Origin of the sequence: Kribbella orskensis (assembly GCF_004342085.1) — a bacterium.
GTDB lineage: Bacteria > Actinomycetota > Actinomycetes > Propionibacteriales > Kribbellaceae > Kribbella > Kribbella orskensis.
In genome coordinates, this window is sequence record NZ_SLWM01000003.1 from 254,727 (window position 1) to 270,170 (window position 15,444).

Consider the following 15,444-nt stretch of genomic DNA (forward strand, 5'->3'; position numbering starts at 1 on the left):
TCCGAGAACCCTCGGGCCGGCCAGAGCTCGTTAAAGCCACTTGCGCTTGGCGGCCTGGAACGCGAGACCAGTACGGGTGTCGATGCCGGCGAGGGCCATCATGCGGTCGAGGCGCCGCTGGACGGTGCGGCGGCTGATACCCAACTGGGAGGCGACGGACTTGTCCGGCACTCCAGCGACGACCAGTGACAGCAGGAAGCGCTCGGAGTCGTCCAGGCCCTCCGGGTCCGCCGTTTCGTCAGACTGCAGCTTCACCGGAGTCGCCTGCTCCCAGTGAGACTCGAAGAGCGACAGCAGCGCGTCCAGCAACTGGCCGCGGCCGATGATCGCGGCTGTCGGCTCACCGATGCCCGCTTCGTCGTCGCGGACCAGCGGACAGACGGCAGTGGCCCGGTCCACGATCGCGAGGCGCACCGGCAGCGTCGGAAGCGCCCGGGCCTCCTCACCCCAGCTGATCCCCTCGGCGATCGTGTCGAGTTCGCCGGGCGTCTCGAGCAGAGCCCGCTCGTAGATGGCGCGATACCGTACGCCGCGGCTGAGTGCGCCGTACTCCTCGGTGTTCTCCGCACCTTGCATCGCGAGCGGGTTGGCCCGGCAGAACCAGAGGATCTCCTCGCGGGCGGACTCCTGCAGATCGCGGAGGCGGTCCCGCAGCGCGGCCGCGCCGACGATCACCTCGACCAGGTGGTGCGCGTCCCGGCGGCTCGCGCTGGCGCGGAACTCCTCGCTCAGCGAGGCCACGGTCTTCCGCGCCGACTCGAGGGACTCCTGCCGCCGGAGCAGCGTCGTACCGAGGGCCACGTCGGGAGGGAGCGGCCGGAACATCGGCTCGTCGCCCGGCATCACCGCGACCAGGCCCTTCGCCTGCAGCCGCTGGAGGATCTCGTCCGCCTCCTGGTGCGACAGCTCCGCGACCTCGGCGAGGTCCGCCAGCCGGGCGATGGAGAGTCCGACCAGCAGTCGGTAGGCCCGTTCCTCCCGGGCATCCAGCACCGATTCGTCCTGCATCGTGGCAACCTCCCGCGCTCGAGGCTCCACCTAACCAGGCTCCCTGACGCGGTGGCGAGCATTTTGTCCATCATCTGGCCTAAGTCCCGCGCCCTTTCCCGGGCGGGGAAACCCCACTCTTACAGCGGCACAGCTGGGCCACGCGACCGCCTGGCACTCCTGGCACCGGAGTGCCATTACGAAGTTGTGACGGCTCCGTCACTACCCGTACGCACCACTGCTGAAAGAGACGCTGCGGGTGGTTTCAGGGCGTTTGTGGTTCTGGCTGTAGGTGGTGCTGTGCTTCAGGGCGGAGCTTGCTGGCTTGCCAATAGGTCCAGCCGCCGTAGGCGTACATGCCGAGGCCGAGAAGTGCCATGCCGATGATCACCGGCCACTGCCAGCGGGGTTCCACGTAGAGCGCGAGGAACCAAGCCTTCGCGTCGACGGCGTTGAGCAGGAAGATCGCCGGTACTACGGCCTGCGGGAACAGCGGGATCGCCCCGAAGCCCAGGCAGAACCCGGCCAGGTAGCGCCTCCACCGCGGCAGCAAGGCCATCTTGCTGGACAGGGATGCCTTGTCTACGTGCTCCCCGGTGGTCCGGCCATGCCGCAGGAGCGTGAGCAACTCGGGACCACGCTGCTCCAGCCGACCAGCCGCCAGCCGTCCGAAGTACCACCAAGCCAGTACTCCGGAGAAGAGGCCGACGGGAACTCCCCACCAGGACCAGGCGAGTGCTGCGCCGAGTGCAGGTGCGGCGGTGAGTGAGACGAGGACGAGCATCACGTAGACGAGGCCCATGGTCTCGCCCTCGTTCTCACCGGAGTTCAGGGGATTGCCGGAGCGTTTGTGGGCGTCGGTGGTCGGCACGGCCGCGTAGACCGACGCGAGCACGATCAACCCGGCGGCACCGCCCAGGAGTGCGGGCAGGATGCCGAGCACCAGCGGCCACGCTCCAGCCTGGGACCACCAGGTGAGCAGCAGGGTGATCACCAAAACCGGTGGGCCGAACACGAGCAGGAAGGCCCGCTGCCGTGCGCGGATGTCGAGTTGTGCCGAGCGCGGCGTCATCAGGGTCGACCAGAACGCGGTGCCGTCAGCGCCGTACAGGTTGGAGAACATCGCGCCGCCCATGACCACGGCGGCCGCGCCGGCCCACGGCAGCATGCCCTTCCAGCCGACGGCCAGCGGCATCATGCAGAAGAACAGCCCGTAGGCGATCGCGAACACGGCCCGGTGTCCGTAGAGCAGATCGCGGGCCCACGTGCGCAACTCCTTCGCCGCTGCGGCGCCGCGAGCATCAGGGGCCGTCAGTTGCCGGCGCACCCGAACCCCTGCTAGGGCGGCCGTGGTCCGCCGGACGAGCAGTGCCGACCAGGCGACGAACATGGCTGCGCAGAGCACAACGAGCCCGACCACGGCCAGCAGTACGCGCAGCCAGTCACCACGGCCGGTGGCCTCGACGGCGACCAAACCCCAACCAGACGGCGCGATCCGCGCACCGCGAGCAATAGTGCCCTGTACGTCGGTACTGATGAACGCGGCGATCAGCGCCCACCCCTGCGCGGCGAAGGCGAGGATGAAGGCGTTCACGAGAGCGGCAAGCACTGCACCCGAGCGGACCTGCAGCAGGACGGCATAGACCGCCACAGCGAGCCGCGAGGCCAACACGAAGCACAGCAACTGCAGAAGCACAGCAGGCACAGAGATCAGCAGTGCGCCGACCGACAGTTGACCGCCGACCACCACCAGACACAGCAACGCCACGAGACTCACCAGCGGAGCCACACCCGCCAGCGCGGCTGCGATCAGCCCGCCGGACAGCGCGCGAGGCGGCAACGGCAGCATGGTGAAGTACTCGGGCTTGAGCGTCTCGTCCCCGCCGCCCGCGAACAGCGGCCCGACAACCCAGCCGAGCATCCAGACGGCTACGGCCACCGCGACGAGATCGGTATCGCCTTTCGTCGCGGCCCAGATCGTCCCGGCGGCGAGCACCAGGCCGAGGAACGCGCCAGTGCCGATCCAGGCGACCCGGTTCGAGTCGCGCAACGCATGCCGCAGCGCGGCCAGCCGCATCCTGACCAGCGTGAGCGAGGTGGCGTAGGTCAGGCCGAGAGCCATGCCAACCCATCCGCACTCCGCGTCGACGCGCCCACCAGCGACACGAACGCGTCCTCCAGACTGCCTCCCGCCTGTACTTCGGAAACGGTGCCGGCGGCAACCACCTTGCCACCGGAGACGACGGCCACCCGGTCGCACAACTGCTCGACCAGCGCCATCACGTGGCTCGACATCACCACCGAACCGCCACCGGCGATGAACCTGTTCAGGATGGTGCGGATGGTCGCCGCCGAGACCGGATCGACCGCCTCGAACGGTTCGTCGAGCACCAGCAGCCGCGGCGCATGCAGCAGGGCGATCGCCAGCCCGAGCTTCTTCCGCATCCCGGTGGAGTAGCCGATCACCTGCTTGTCGTCCTCGTGGTCGAGCTCCAGTACTTCGAGGAGCTCCGTCGTACGGGCTGCGACCTCGACGGCGGGGAGCCCGCGGAGCAGGCCGAGGTACGTGAGGACTTCGCGACCGGTCAGCCGCTCGGGCATGCCGAGGCCGTCCGGCAGTACTCCGACCAGCGCCTTCGCCCTGACGGGCTCGGCCCAGACGTCGACACCGAAGATCTTCGCCGTGCCCGAGTCGGGCCGGAGCAGCCCGACCGCCATCGAGAGCGAGGTGGTCTTGCCGGCGCCGTTGGGGCCGAGCATGCCGAAGAAGGAGCCCTGCGGCACGGACAGGCTCAAATCGTCGACCGCCTTCTCCTCGCCGAAGGTCTTGCCGAGCCCGATGAGTTCCAGTGCTTCCATCTCAGACGGATTCCTTCCGGGTGGCTCGTTCGAAGAGGTCGGCGAACTCCCCGGTCTGCCGGCCCCTGTGCAGCACCTTCTCCACATCGACGACCGCCTGCGTGCCCTGAGCGGCGTCCCGCCTGGCCGCCTCGATGAACGACGCACCCTCTGAACGCACGTTCAGAAATTAACCGGCGCCTTCAGAGGCACGCCACGGGTTTTCCGAAGATCGAAGTACAGGAAGATCGAAGTACAGATGGGACCGCTGCGGCCGCCCGGTCCGCGCCAGCCGGCGAAGATCCGCCCGGGTGTCGTGCATCACCTGCCAGTGGAAGTAGTTGACGTACTCAGCGGCAGCCAACCAGCTCGTCGCGGACCGCCGGCCAGTCGACCTCGGACCAGTCGGCGAGCTGCTCCTTCGGGTACCCCGACAGCAGGCCCTCGGGGAACTGCACCAGCCGGGCCTTCCCGGCGGCGGACTGCCGCATCAGCTTGCGGACCAGTGCCCCGTTCTTCCTCGCGTCGTTCGTCACTTCAGGTTGTGCGACGGCACTGCGAATCCCCGTCATCGCCCAACGGTCTCAGGACCCTCCGACAGCTTCGGCCAACGCCACGAAGCGCGGCAGGATGAGTCCCCAGTCCTTGAACTTCTCCCGGTCCTTCTCGTTGCCCTCGTTCCACCCGCCGTGCTCGAAGTGGAAGTGGCACCCGTCCGCGGTCGGGGTGAACGTCACGCTGATCTCACTCGAGTACTCCGGTGTCTGGGCGAGCGTGGTCGAGTACGCGAGCCGCTCCGACGGTTCCCACACCGTCACCTGCCCGATCACGAAGTCACCCAGTCCCTGGTGCGACAGGACGACCTGCCCGCCCACGCCCGACTCGATCGTCAGCTTCTGGAAGGTCCCCGCATCCGGCGTGTAGTCCGGATGCCACCAGGTCCCGTGCGACCCGACGTACGTGTTGAACGCCCGCTCCACCCCGCAGCGCAGGTCATAGTCCCGCACTATCGCCTCGAAACTCATGCCCGTCATCCTGGGGCCGCCACCACCAACTCGCAACGTCTCACCCGGAGCCGGACGAGCGGCTCGCAGTACGCCGTCAAGGAATGTCGGCGCGCGGCGGCAGGATGCGTGCATGAGCTGGTTCGAACCGGTCCACGACCACACCCTTCGCCAGAGCTACGCAGACGTTCGCGACCTGGCCGAGTGGTGTCCGTGGATGCCCTTCGAGGACGCCATCCGCTCGGCGCCCCGGGAGCCGGGCGTGTACCTGTTGCGCGAGCCGCTGAATGGCGTCATCCGGTACGTCGGGATGGCGGGCGAGCGGGCCGGCAGTGGTCGCCCGCAAGGGTTGTACGGACGGCTGACGGTGTACCGGAGCGGCAAGGGCGCTGTCAGCGGATTCGGAGAGGCTGCCCTCGACCGGGCTTTGGCCGACCCCGAGTGGATCGAGCAGCAACTCAAGGACCTACGGCAGAACGGTCCGAAGCGCGCCAAGGACTGGGCCCGGGAGGCCGTGGTGCGACTCGGCCTGGAGGTGAGCTGGTCCGTGACCCCGGACGGCGCCGACGCCCGCTACCTGGAGACCCAGATCCTCACCCGGCTACAAACCCACGGCCTCTGGAACCGCTGACCCGGCCGGCACCGGAAAGAGGACGCCGCGTACTGCGGGGCGGGGCTGAGCGTACTGAGGCGAGCGCCACATTTGGTGGCTGAGGGCACATAAGAAGGACATGAAAAACTCCCGGCCAGAAAGCTGACCGGGAGTTCGAGACGCTGTGCGCGAGGGGGGAGTTGAACCCCCACGCCCTTTCGGGCACACGGACCTGAACCGTGCGCGTCTGCCTATTCCGCCACCCGCGCGCTGGTCACTTCCGGGGCTCCCAGGAGCACCATCTGCGACCGAGGAGAAACATTAGCACGGCCTACGGCAGACTCTGACATTGCGGGTTCGGTCGAACTCCCCGATACGATCGATCGTCGTACCAGTGTGTCCACCACGCACCGGTGGACACGATTGTCCGGCGAGCCTCTCGGCGGCGCCGGAGGGCAAGCACGATCGTTGGGGCCACCCGACGACCGACCGTGGAGGAGGACGCGTGCGACCGCTGCAGCGCTTCGAGCGACGCCTGGAGGGCATCGTGAGCGGTGTCTTCGCGCGCGCGTTCAAGGGTGACGTGGAGCCGATCGAGCTGGCCGCGGCCCTCAAGCGTGAGATCGACAACACTGCAAGGATCCTGTCCAGGGACCGGCGGCTGGTGCCGAACCACTTCACCATCGAGCTCGGCCCGGGTGACTTCGAGCGGCTGAACGCCTACGGTCGCACGCTGAACCACGAACTGGCCAACGAGTTGCGTGACCACGCCGACATCCAGCGCTACACCTTCTCCGGACCGATCGAGATCGAGTTGACCCAGCAAGACGACCTGCCGACCGGGAAGTTCCGCGTCGTCAGCGCCACCGTCGGCAACCAGCGGCCACAGCCGCGGCAGCCGGCCCCGAGCCTGCCCGACGAAGGTGCGACCGTGCTGCAGAGCGCTCCGGTGCAACCGCCCCCCGGCCCACCCCCCGTACGCCGCGGCCACCCACAGGTGATGCTCGAGGTGAACGGCCGGCGCCGTCCGATCAACCCGCCCGGCGTGGTGCTCGGCCGGGGGACGGACGCGGACATCCAGATCAACGATCCGGGGGTCTCGCGACGGCATGCGGAGATCCGATTGATGCCAGAAGGCCCTGGAGGTGTCAGGGTGGTGCTGGTCGACCTGGGCTCCACCAACGGCACGCTGGTGAACGGGCGCCGGTCGGCCGAGGCCGAACTGACCGACGGATCGACCGTGAGGATCGGGAACACCACCATGACGCTGCGCCTTGCGGACGAGCCGATCGCCCAGCCGCCGAGCAGCGGGTGGTGACTGGCCTTCCATGTCGGAACTGACGCTGACCCTGATCAAACTGGGGTTCCTGGCCCTGTTGTGGATGTTCGTGCTGGCGGTCCTGTCCGTGATCAGGTCCGACCTGTTCGGCGCCAAGGTGGACGCCCGGGTGGCGGCCGCGCCCGTGGCGCAGCCCAACGGCCGTACCCCGAAGCCGGTGAAGCCCAGTAAGAAGAAGAAAGGCCAGCCGGCCTCGGTGACGATCGCCGACGGTCCGCAGGCCGGTGTCGGCGCGACCCTGGGCGAGCAGCCCGTCGTGATCGGCCGCGGCTCGGACTGCCAGATCCGGCTGGACGACGACTACTCCTCCACCCGGCACGCGCGGGTGTTCCAGTCCGAGGGCGAGTGGTGGGTCGAGGACCTCGGCTCCACCAACGGCACCTACCTGGACGGCCAGCGGGTGACCCGCCCGGTGCCTGCCGAGATCGGCGGTTCCATCCGGATCGGTCGCACGACGCTGAACATCGCGAAGTAGGGCGCCGTCCATGACCTTGTCGCTCGACTACGCAGCACTGTCCGATGTCGGACGGGTGCGCCGCAACAACGAGGACTCCGCGTACGCCGGTCCGTACCTGCTGCTGCTCGCCGACGGCATGGGTGGAGCCGCCGCGGGTGAGGTGGCCAGTGCCGCCGCCGTCCAGGTGATCCGCCGGCTGGACAAGCCCGGCATCACCGGCCCGGACATGATGGAGGCGCTCGCGGGCGCCGTGCACCGCGCGAACGAACGGCTCTCCGAGCTGGTCGAGGAGGACCCCGAGCGCGAGGGCATGGGGTCCACCGTGACCGCCCTGCTGTTCGACGGGCAGGAGCTGGGGCTCGCGCATCTCGGCGACTCCCGCGCCTACCGGATGCGGGACGGCCGGCTCCAGCAGCTGAGCCACGACCACACGTTCGTCCAGTCGCTGGTGGACGAGGGCCGGATCTCCAGGAAAGAGGCCTTCACCCATCCGCACCGCAACCTGATCCTCCGGGTGCTCGACGGCCGGCCGGACTCCGATCCGGACCTGGAGATGCTCGACGTCCGGGCCGGCGACCGCTTGATGCTGTGCAGCGACGGCCTGCCCGACTACGTGAGCGACCAGGTGATCGCCACCTCGATGGCGGAGGGTACGCCGGACTCCGTCGTGGTCGACCTGATCACGCACGCGCTCGAGGCGGGGTCGAACGACAACGTCACGTGCGTCGTCGCGGACGTGATCGAGACCGAGCCGACGAGTGGCACCCAGCCCCAACTGGTCGGAGCAGCCGCCGAGCTGGCGCAAGGCGGGACCGGCCCGGCCACGTCGACCCTGCGCGCGCAGGGCGGTGGCGAGGCGGCCGGCGGCGGTGCGGGTGACGTCGATCCCGAGGAGCTCCGCTACGCCCCGCGCGCCCCGAAGCGGTTCCTCTGGCTGCGGCGACTCGCAGTACTGGCTGTTCTGCTGGGGCTTGTCGTCGGTGGCGGCTGGTTCGCCTACAGCTGGACGCAGAAGCAGTACTACGTGGGCACCGACGGCGACTACGTGGCGATCTTCAAGGGCGTGGACCAGCAGATCCCCGGGCTCACCCTGTCGAGCATGTACGAGAAGCAGACCCTGCAGGTGGACAAGCTGCCGACGTACAGCCGTGAGCAGGTGGAGGGCACGATCCAGGCCGACGACCTGAGCGCCGCGCGCTCGATCGTCGGCGAGCTGCAGCGGACCGCCGAGGAGTGTGCTGCCAAGCAGACCCCGAAGCCGCCGACGACGACCCCGAAGCCGAGCACTCCGCCGGCGTCCGGCAAGCCGGTCACCACTCCGCCCAACCCTCCTGTCACCGTTCCCGCGTCGACCGCCCCGTCGTCCACACCATCGACGACCACGTCCACGCCGGACGGATCGGTGAACCCCGACGACTGCGACGGGGTCCGATGAGTATCGCGTCGACCTCCGTCATCCAGATCATCCCGCGCTCCCGGCGCGGGGTGGAGCTGATGCTGCTCCTGATCGCGATCGGCGTCTCGGTCGGGGCCTACGTCAACATCGGCATCACCGTGCAGGACAAGGTGCCGGCCAGCACCGGGTACTACGCGGCCGGCATCGGCCTGCTCGCCTTCATCGCGCACATGGCCCTGCGCTACCGCGCCCCGTACGCCGACCCGGTGATCCTGCCTTGCGCGGTGCTCCTCAACGGCCTGGGTGTGGCGATGATCCACCGGGTCGACCTGGGTCTGGCGATCGCGGCCGAGGCGCGGGGAGCCACCCCGCGGGCCCCGGCCGCCCCGCAGCAGATTACCTGGACCGCGGTCGGCATCGTCTTGTTCCTGGTGGTCATCCTGGTGATCCGGGACCACCGCCGCCTGCAGGCTCTGACGTACACCGCCGGCCTGGCCGGTCTGGTGCTGCTGATCCTGCCGCTGGTACCGGGCCTCGGCGCGGACATCAACGGCGCGAAGATCTGGGTCCGCCTGCTCGGCATGTCCTTCCAGCCCGGTGAGTTCGCGAAACTCTGCCTGGTCGTCTTCTTCGCGGGTTACCTGGTGGTGAAGCGCGACGTGCTGACGCTGGCCGGCCACCGCTTCCTCGGCCTGGACCTGCCGCGCGCCCGGGACCTCGGTCCGATCCTGATCGCCTGGGGCGTCAGCCTCGGCGTGCTGGTCTTCGAGAAGGACCTCGGATCGTCACTGCTGTTCTTCGGCCTGTTCCTGTTCCTGCTGTACGTCGCGACCGAGCGCGCCGGTTGGCTGCTGATCGGTTTCCTGCTCTTCGCCGGTGGCGCCTGGTTCGCGTACGCCACCTTCGGCCACGTGCACAAGCGGGTGGAGGACTGGCTGAACCCGTTCAACGAGGCGGGCGTCGGCCAGGTCGCGAACGCGCTGATGGGCCAGGCCTGGGGCGGTGTCCTCGGCCGCGGTCTCGGCCAGGGCCGGCCGGAACTGCTCGGCTTCTACGGCCAGAGCGACTTCATCATCTCCTCCTTCGGCGAGGAGCTCGGCCTGACCGGGCTGATCGCGATCATCCTGGTCTACACGCTGCTGGTGGAGCGGGGCCTGCGCACCGCGCTCGGCTGCCGGGACATCTTCGGCAAGCTGCTGGCCACCGGTCTGGCGATGTCGTTCGCGCTGCAGGTGTTCGTGATCGTCGGCGGAGTCACCGGGCTGATCCCGCTGACCGGTCTGGCTACGCCGTTCATGGCCCTGGGTGGTACGTCGCTGGTCGCCAACTGGGCGATCGTCGCGCTGCTGCTGCGGATCAGTGACCAGGCCCGGCGGCCGCAGACCCCCGCGGCGCCGGTCTCCGACGAAACGATCGCCATGGCGGTGCAGAAGCAGTGAACTCAGCCATCCGACGACTGGCCGTGGCCGCGATCATCCTGATGCTCGCGCTGATGGCCAACTCGACCTACCTGCAGGCCTTCCGGGCCGGCGACCTGAACGGACGCAACGACAACCGCCGCGTCCGCGACGACCAGTTCTCGGTGAACCGTGGCCCGATCCTGATCGGCAGCACCCCGATCGCGCAGAGCAAGCCGTCCAACGACCGCTTCGAGTTCCAGCGCTCCTACCCGTCAGGCCCGGTCTTCGCGCCGGTCACGGGGTACTACTCCTATCTTTACGGCCGGTCCGCCATCGAGCTCACCCAGAACAGCCAGCTGAACGGCTCTGACCCGTCGATGGTGTTCCGCCGGGTGGTCGACGTGGTCACCGACCGGCGCCAGCAAGGGGCCAGCGTCTCCCTGACGCTGAACGCGGCGGCCCAGCAGGCGGCGTACAAGGGGCTGGCCGGCAAGAAGGGCGCCGTGGTCGCGATCGAGCCCAAGACCGGCAAGGTGCTCGCGCTTGTCTCCCGGCCCTCCTACGACCCGAACGAGCTCGCCAGCCACGACCTCACCAAGGTCAACGCGGCCTGGAAGCGGCTCAACGAAGACCCGGACAAGCCGATGTCGAACCGGGCGATCAAGGAGCTCTACCCGCCGGGCTCGACCTTCAAGCTGGTCACCTCGGCCGCCGCGCTATCGAGCGGCAAGTACAACCCGGAGACCAAGGTCCACTCGCCGGCCGAACTGCCGCTGCCGCAGACCACGGTGCCGCTGGTGAACGAGAACGGCCGCAACTGCGGCGGCAGCGACAACGCGACGCTCACCGTGGCGCTGCGGAACTCGTGCAACACCGCCTTCGGCACGATCGGCCTCGACCTCGGTCCGGATGCGCTCCGCGACCAGGCGGAGAAGTTCGGCTTCGGCGAGCGGCAACTGCCCGAGCTGGGCGCGGTCGCCAGCCAGTTCCCGACCGACCCGAACCAGCCGCAGACCGCGCAGTCCGCGATCGGCCAGTTCGACGTCCGGGCCACCCCGCTGCAGATGGCGATGGTGGCGGCCGGCATCGCCAACCAGGGCGACGTGATGAAGCCGTATCTGGTGCAGAGCGTCCGGACCGCCGACCTGAAGACGGTGTCCGAGACCAAGCCGGAGTCGCTGCACCAGGCGATCACGCCGGAGGTCGCGAGCCAGCTGACCGCGATGATGGTGGACGTGGTGGAGAACGGCACCGGCAAGCCCGGCCGGATCGACGGCGTCCAGGTGGCCGGCAAGACCGGTACCGCGCAGACCTCCAAGGAGAAGCCGCCGTTCGCGTGGTTCACCTCCTTCGCGCCGGCGAACGACCCGAAGGTCGCCGTCGCGGTGATGATCGAGGACGCGAACGTGGCCCGCGACGACATCTCCGGCGGCGCGCTGGCCGCGCCGATCGCGAAGAGCGTGATGGAGGCGGTGCTGGGCCAGTGACGATCGGGCCGAGGATGACGATGGGACGTCGCCGGGTGACAGAGTGTCGACCGGACGAACGCCCAGGGGTGGCCACCGCTACCGTGGGCGAATTGAGTGTGTTTTGGCCGAGCTGGATCCGCGCAGGTTGGAAGGCAGAGGAATGACATCGCAGGCACGTCTCGTCGGCGGGCGCTACGAAGAGGGCGAACCGCTGGGCCGAGGGGGCATGGCCGATGTCCGCAAGGGCGTCGACAACCGACTGGGCCGCACGGTTGCGATCAAGCGACTGCGGGTCGACCTGGCCAGCGACTCGACCTTCCAGGCACGATTCCGGCGTGAGGCGCAGTCGGCCGCGTCCCTGAACCACCCGACCATCGTGTCGGTCTACGACACCGGCGAGGAGCCGGACCCGAACGGCTCCGGCGTCACCATCCCCTACATCGTGATGGAGTACGTCGCCGGCAAGACCTTGCGCGACCTGATCCGCGAGGGCCGCAAGATCATGCCCGAGCGGGCCCTGGAGATCACCTCCGGTGTGCTCGAGGCGCTCGACTACAGCCACCGGGCCGGCATCGTGCACCGCGACATCAAGCCCGGCAACGTGATGCTGACCCCGCAGGGTCAGGTCAAGGTGATGGACTTCGGCATCGCCCGGGCCGTCGCGGACACCTCGTCCACGATGACCCAGACGGCGGCCGTGATCGGCACCGCGCAGTATCTCTCGCCCGAGCAGGCCCGCGGCGAGACCGTGGACGCGCGGTCCGACCTGTACTCGACCGGCTGCCTGCTGTACGAACTGCTCGTCGGGCGGCCGCCGTTCGTCGGCGAGTCGCCGGTGTCGGTGGCCTACCAGCACGTCCGGGAGGAGCCGGCCCCGCCGTCCTCGTTCGACCCCGACATCCCGCCGGAGGTCGACGCGGTCGTGCTGAAGGCGCTGACCAAGAACCGCGAGCACCGGTACCAGAGCGCCTCCGAGATGCGCCAGGACATCCACCGCGTGCTGTCCGGGCAGCAGGTGACCGCGCCGATGGCGGCGGTCGCCGAGACCCGCGCGATCCCGGCCACCGCGGTCGCCCTCGCCAATCAGACGTACGGGCAGACCCAGGGCGGCGACCTGCTGCCGCCGGACGACGGGATCGACGATGCCCAGGAGGCTCGGTCCAGGCGCAACCGTGGCCTCGCGTACTTCCTGCTCGGCCTGGCGATCGTGGCCGTGGCAGTCGGCGCGTACGCGCTGATCACCAACATGGGCAACGACGGCAACGCTGGGAACAACCAGCCGCAGCAGGTCGCCGTGCCCAGGGTCATCGGCGCCTCGCTGCCCGCGGCCACCCAGACACTGGCCGACCAGGGGCTGAAGATCTCCGCCACGTCGGCGGCCAGCAACACGGTAGGCAAGGGCCTGATCGTCACCCAGAGCCCGGACCCGTCGACGATGGTCGACAAGGACACCACGGTGGCCGTGGTGGTCTCGGCCGGACCGAACACCTTCCCGGTGCCGGACGTGATCGGCAAGTCGGAGTCGGAGGCCCGGACGCTGATCGAGGATTCGCCGGGCAAGTTCGAAGTGGCGAGCAAGACGGTCGAGCAGGCCAGCGAGGCCAAGGCCGGCACCGTGCTCGCGGTCAGCCCGGACCCAGGCGGTCAGTACGCGCCGGGCACCACGTTCACTCTGACGCTCTCGACCGGCAAGGTGCAGGTCGAGGTGCCGGATGTCACGACCGCTCAGCAGGACGATGCGACGAAGACGCTGAAGGACCTTGGGCTGAGGGTGGGCTACAGGCAGCAGGAAGACCCGAACGCGGTCGAGGAGACGGTGCTCGCGCAGAGCATCAAGCCGGGCACGAAGGTCGACAAGGGCACCCTGATCACCCTGACGATCGCGCTCAAGCCCGAGGAGCCGAGCACGCCGCCGAGCACCCCGCCGACGTCGACTCCGACGGACCCGACCACGCCGCCGATCACGATCGGTGGCGGCGGGTCCGGCAGCGAAGGCGGTGGCCAGGGCAGCGGCAACCCGAACGGAAGCGGCAATCCCTGATCACCAGGACGGACCATGAAGAGAGAGGCCGCGGGACGTGTCCCGCGGCCTCTCGCTTTGCCCTGCTGTGACTAGCTGACGACGGGGGCCATGCCGGCGGAGCGGGCGACCGCGTCCGGATCGCCGCAGATCTCGAGCCAGTTCGCCAGCATCCGGTGGCCGCCCTCGGTGAGCACGGACTCCGGGTGGAACTGGACGCCCTCGACCGGGAGATCCCGGTGCCGCGCGGCCATGATCACGCCTGCCTCGGTCCGGGCGGTCACCTGCAACACATCCGGAACGCTGTCCTCGGCGATCGCGAGCGAGTGGTACCGCGTCGCGGTGAACGGCGACGGCAGTCCGGCGAGCACCCCGGCGCCCTCGTGGAAGACCTGGCTGGTCTTGCCGTGCAGGAGTTCGTCCGCGCGGCCGACCACCCCGCCGTACGCGACGCCGATCGCCTGCAGTCCCAGGCAGACGCCGAAGATCGGGACCTCGCCGCCCTTCTCCCTGACGATGTCCACGCACGCGCCGGCTTCTTCCGGCGTACCGGGGCCCGGGGAGAGCAGCACCCCGTCGTACTGCGAGACGTCGTCCGGGGTGACCTCGTCGTTGCGCAGCACGATGGTCTCGGCCTGGAGTTGCTGGAGGTACTGCACCAGGTTGTAGACGAAGGAGTCGTAGTTGTCGACGACAAGGATCCGCGGCATGCGGTCCATTGTCACAGAGCCGGAGACCCTGTGGTCAGCGACCGCTGCTGGACGGACTCGCGCTCGGCGTCTTCTCGAATCCCGGCACGGTCGCGCTCTGCAGGTCGAGGGTGCCCTCGTAGGCCGGCATCGCGATCGAAGACTCGTTCTTCACCTGGTAGCCGAGCTGGAACTTGACCACGTAGTCCTGCAGGTTGTCGATGTACTGCGAGTCGTCGAGCGCCTGCTGCAACTTCCGACGATCCCCGATCGCGGTGATCTTGTACGGCGGCAGGTAGGGCACGCCGTGCAGCACCACGGAGTTGCCGACGCACTTGATCCCGGTGGTGGAGATCACCCGGTGGTTCTGGATCGACAGGGCGTCCGCGCCGCCGGCCCAGAGCGCGTTCACCACGGCCTGGATGTCCTGCTGGTGGATGACCAGCCAGTCGGCGTCGACGTCCGGGTTGTCCTTGACCACGTCGGGCGGAGCGTCCTTCAGGGTGACGGTGAGGCCCGGGCCGGTGACCGGCGTCGTACCGACCTGCTCGGACAGGTCCTTGAGCTGCTTGGCCAACTGCGGTTCGATCGAGCCCTGCTGGGTCTGCAGCTTCTCGATGTCCTGGGTCAGTGCGGCGTGCTGGCGGGTCAGCAGAGCGCTGCGTCTACTCTGCTCCTCGACCAGGCCGGCAAGCGTAGTGTTACGACTGGGCCTCAGGTCAGTACCCCGAGCGTTGGTCGCACTGGTCGCGAAGAGGAGCCCGGCGCACAGCAGTGCCACCGGCGCACCCGCGCGCCAGAGAGAAAAACGCCTCAGCCTGCTCACCCGTGCTCCCCTTGTTCTGGCCTGCACTACGCTAACCGAGGCCAGAGCCAGCTTACGTGTCCAAATGAAGAGTCCACTGCCAAGTGTCCGTTACGAGGAGTCGAGTCGTGCCCGAGTCGAGCAGTCGCAACAAGAAGAAGTCTTCATCTGACAAGGTGAAGGTGGAGAAGACTCCGAAGAAGCCGCGCACCACCAGCCGCGTGTGGGTCGCGCCGCTGATGCTGGGCTGCTGGCTGCTCGGACTCGCCTGGCTGGTCGTCTTCTACGTCGCCGGCCAGGACATCCCGGTGATGCGCGACCTGAACAACTGGAACCTGTTGATCGGCATGGGCCTGATCGCCGCCGGTTTCGTCGTCTCCACCCAGTGGATCTGACCCTCCGGTACCTCTGACCCTCGGACCTCCGCCGGCGATCGGGCGCAACCGGC

At 68.7% G+C, this 15,444-nt stretch carries 16 protein-coding genes and 1 tRNA gene; 8 read left to right on the plus strand and 9 right to left on the minus strand.

Annotated features, from left to right (window positions below; translation table 11 throughout):
* Window positions 1-30: 30 nt before the first annotated feature.
* From EV644_RS10090 to EV644_RS10110, 6 genes are all read right to left on the minus strand, one after another.
* Window positions 31-1,008, minus strand: a complete 978-nt coding sequence (locus EV644_RS10090) for a helix-turn-helix domain-containing protein (protein ID WP_132190001.1) — start codon at window positions 1,006-1,008, stop codon at window positions 31-33.
* Between the two features lie 244 nt (window positions 1,009-1,252).
* Entirely contained in the window at window positions 1,253-3,109 is a 1,857-nt protein-coding gene (locus EV644_RS10095; RefSeq protein ID WP_132190000.1) for a hypothetical protein, read from the minus strand.
* Window positions 3,094-3,846, minus strand: coding sequence for an ABC transporter ATP-binding protein (locus tag EV644_RS10100; RefSeq protein WP_199239727.1), 753 nt, complete (start codon window positions 3,844-3,846; stop codon window positions 3,094-3,096). Before EV644_RS10100 ends, EV644_RS10095 begins: the two co-directional genes overlap by 16 nt.
* A 1-nt stretch (window position 3,847) precedes the next feature.
* Window positions 3,848-4,006, minus strand: a complete 159-nt coding sequence (locus EV644_RS45245) for a hypothetical protein (protein ID WP_199239728.1) — start codon at window positions 4,004-4,006, stop codon at window positions 3,848-3,850.
* A 169-nt stretch (window positions 4,007-4,175) separates the two neighbouring features.
* Entirely contained in the window at window positions 4,176-4,397 is a 222-nt protein-coding gene (locus tag EV644_RS10105; protein ID WP_199239729.1) for a hypothetical protein, read from the minus strand.
* A gap of 12 nt (window positions 4,398-4,409) precedes the next feature.
* Window positions 4,410-4,850: an SRPBCC domain-containing protein gene (locus EV644_RS10110; RefSeq protein WP_158292779.1), complete on the minus strand. Its 441-nt coding sequence runs from the start codon at window positions 4,848-4,850 to the stop codon at window positions 4,410-4,412.
* 112 nt (window positions 4,851-4,962) lie between these two features.
* Between EV644_RS10110 and EV644_RS45250 the strand changes: the two genes are divergently transcribed.
* Window positions 4,963-5,460, plus strand: a complete 498-nt coding sequence (locus EV644_RS45250) for a hypothetical protein (protein WP_199239730.1) — start codon at window positions 4,963-4,965, stop codon at window positions 5,458-5,460.
* Between the two features lie 146 nt (window positions 5,461-5,606).
* Here the strand turns inward: EV644_RS45250 and EV644_RS10120 are convergent.
* A tRNA-Leu gene (locus EV644_RS10120) sits at window positions 5,607-5,690 on the minus strand.
* Between the two features lie 236 nt (window positions 5,691-5,926).
* Here EV644_RS10120 and EV644_RS10125 point away from each other — a divergent pair.
* The 6 genes from EV644_RS10125 (at window position 5,927) to pknB (ending at window position 13,523) form a co-directional block, all read left to right on the plus strand.
* On the plus strand, window positions 5,927-6,739 hold the full coding sequence (locus EV644_RS10125) for an FHA domain-containing protein (protein WP_132189997.1): 813 nt from the start codon (window positions 5,927-5,929) through the stop codon (window positions 6,737-6,739).
* A gap of 10 nt (window positions 6,740-6,749) precedes the next feature.
* A complete protein-coding gene (locus EV644_RS10130) occupies window positions 6,750-7,235 on the plus strand; it encodes an FHA domain-containing protein FhaB/FipA (RefSeq protein ID WP_132189996.1) in 486 nt (161 codons plus the stop codon).
* Between the two features lie 10 nt (window positions 7,236-7,245).
* Window positions 7,246-8,652: a PP2C family protein-serine/threonine phosphatase gene (locus EV644_RS10135; RefSeq protein ID WP_132189995.1), complete on the plus strand. Its 1,407-nt coding sequence runs from the start codon at window positions 7,246-7,248 to the stop codon at window positions 8,650-8,652.
* Window positions 8,649-10,052 carry an FtsW/RodA/SpoVE family cell cycle protein gene (locus EV644_RS10140; RefSeq protein ID WP_132189994.1) on the plus strand — a complete coding sequence of 468 codons (1,404 nt, stop codon included), beginning with the start codon at window positions 8,649-8,651 and terminating at the stop codon, window positions 10,050-10,052. The genes EV644_RS10135 and EV644_RS10140 overlap by 4 nt, the downstream gene beginning before the upstream one ends.
* On the plus strand, window positions 10,049-11,500 hold the full coding sequence (locus EV644_RS10145) for a peptidoglycan D,D-transpeptidase FtsI family protein (protein ID WP_132189993.1): 1,452 nt from the start codon (window positions 10,049-10,051) through the stop codon (window positions 11,498-11,500). The genes EV644_RS10140 and EV644_RS10145 overlap by 4 nt, the downstream gene beginning before the upstream one ends.
* Before the next feature lie 142 nt (window positions 11,501-11,642).
* Window positions 11,643-13,523 (plus strand): Stk1 family PASTA domain-containing Ser/Thr kinase, encoded by a 1,881-nt coding sequence (gene pknB, locus EV644_RS10150; RefSeq protein ID WP_132189992.1) that lies wholly within the window; start codon window positions 11,643-11,645, stop codon window positions 13,521-13,523.
* Between the two features lie 71 nt (window positions 13,524-13,594).
* Here the strand turns inward: pknB and EV644_RS10155 are convergent, their stop codons facing one another.
* The gene (locus EV644_RS10155) at window positions 13,595-14,212 is read right to left on the minus strand and encodes an aminodeoxychorismate/anthranilate synthase component II (protein WP_132189991.1); all 618 of its coding nucleotides are present in this window, start codon (window positions 14,210-14,212) and stop codon (window positions 13,595-13,597) included.
* 34 nt (window positions 14,213-14,246) lie between these two features.
* Window positions 14,247-15,017: a DUF881 domain-containing protein gene (locus tag EV644_RS10160; RefSeq protein ID WP_132189990.1), complete on the minus strand. Its 771-nt coding sequence runs from the start codon at window positions 15,015-15,017 to the stop codon at window positions 14,247-14,249.
* 107 nt (window positions 15,018-15,124) lie between these two features.
* Here EV644_RS10160 and EV644_RS10165 point away from each other — a divergent pair, with 107 nt between their 5' ends.
* Window positions 15,125-15,391 (plus strand): cell division protein CrgA, encoded by a 267-nt coding sequence (locus EV644_RS10165; RefSeq protein ID WP_132189989.1) that lies wholly within the window; start codon window positions 15,125-15,127, stop codon window positions 15,389-15,391.
* Window positions 15,392-15,444: the final 53 nt, after the last annotated feature.

What these genes read in the sequence shown, in the direction of transcription:
- EV644_RS10090 (WP_132190001.1), bottom strand. Translation starts at nt 1,008, where the DNA reads ATGCAGGACGAATCGGTGCTGGATGCCCGGGAGGAACGGGCCTACCGA.
- EV644_RS10095 (WP_132190000.1), bottom strand. Translation starts at nt 3,109, where the DNA reads ATGGCTCTCGGCCTGACCTACGCCACCTCGCTCACGCTGGTCAGGATG.
- EV644_RS10100 (WP_199239727.1), bottom strand. Translation starts at nt 3,846, where the DNA reads ATGGAAGCACTGGAACTCATCGGGCTCGGCAAGACCTTCGGCGAGGAG.
- EV644_RS10105 (WP_199239729.1), bottom strand. Translation starts at nt 4,397, where the DNA reads ATGACGGGGATTCGCAGTGCCGTCGCACAACCTGAAGTGACGAACGAC.
- EV644_RS10110 (WP_158292779.1), bottom strand. Translation starts at nt 4,850, where the DNA reads ATGAGTTTCGAGGCGATAGTGCGGGACTATGACCTGCGCTGCGGGGTG.
- EV644_RS45250 (WP_199239730.1), top strand. Translation starts at nt 4,963, where the DNA reads ATGAGCTGGTTCGAACCGGTCCACGACCACACCCTTCGCCAGAGCTAC.
- EV644_RS10130 (WP_132189996.1), top strand. Translation starts at nt 6,750, where the DNA reads ATGTCGGAACTGACGCTGACCCTGATCAAACTGGGGTTCCTGGCCCTG.
- EV644_RS10135 (WP_132189995.1), top strand. Translation starts at nt 7,246, where the DNA reads ATGACCTTGTCGCTCGACTACGCAGCACTGTCCGATGTCGGACGGGTG.
- EV644_RS10140 (WP_132189994.1), top strand. Translation starts at nt 8,649, where the DNA reads ATGAGTATCGCGTCGACCTCCGTCATCCAGATCATCCCGCGCTCCCGG.
- pknB (WP_132189992.1), top strand. Translation starts at nt 11,643, where the DNA reads ATGACATCGCAGGCACGTCTCGTCGGCGGGCGCTACGAAGAGGGCGAA.
- EV644_RS10155 (WP_132189991.1), bottom strand. Translation starts at nt 14,212, where the DNA reads ATGCCGCGGATCCTTGTCGTCGACAACTACGACTCCTTCGTCTACAAC.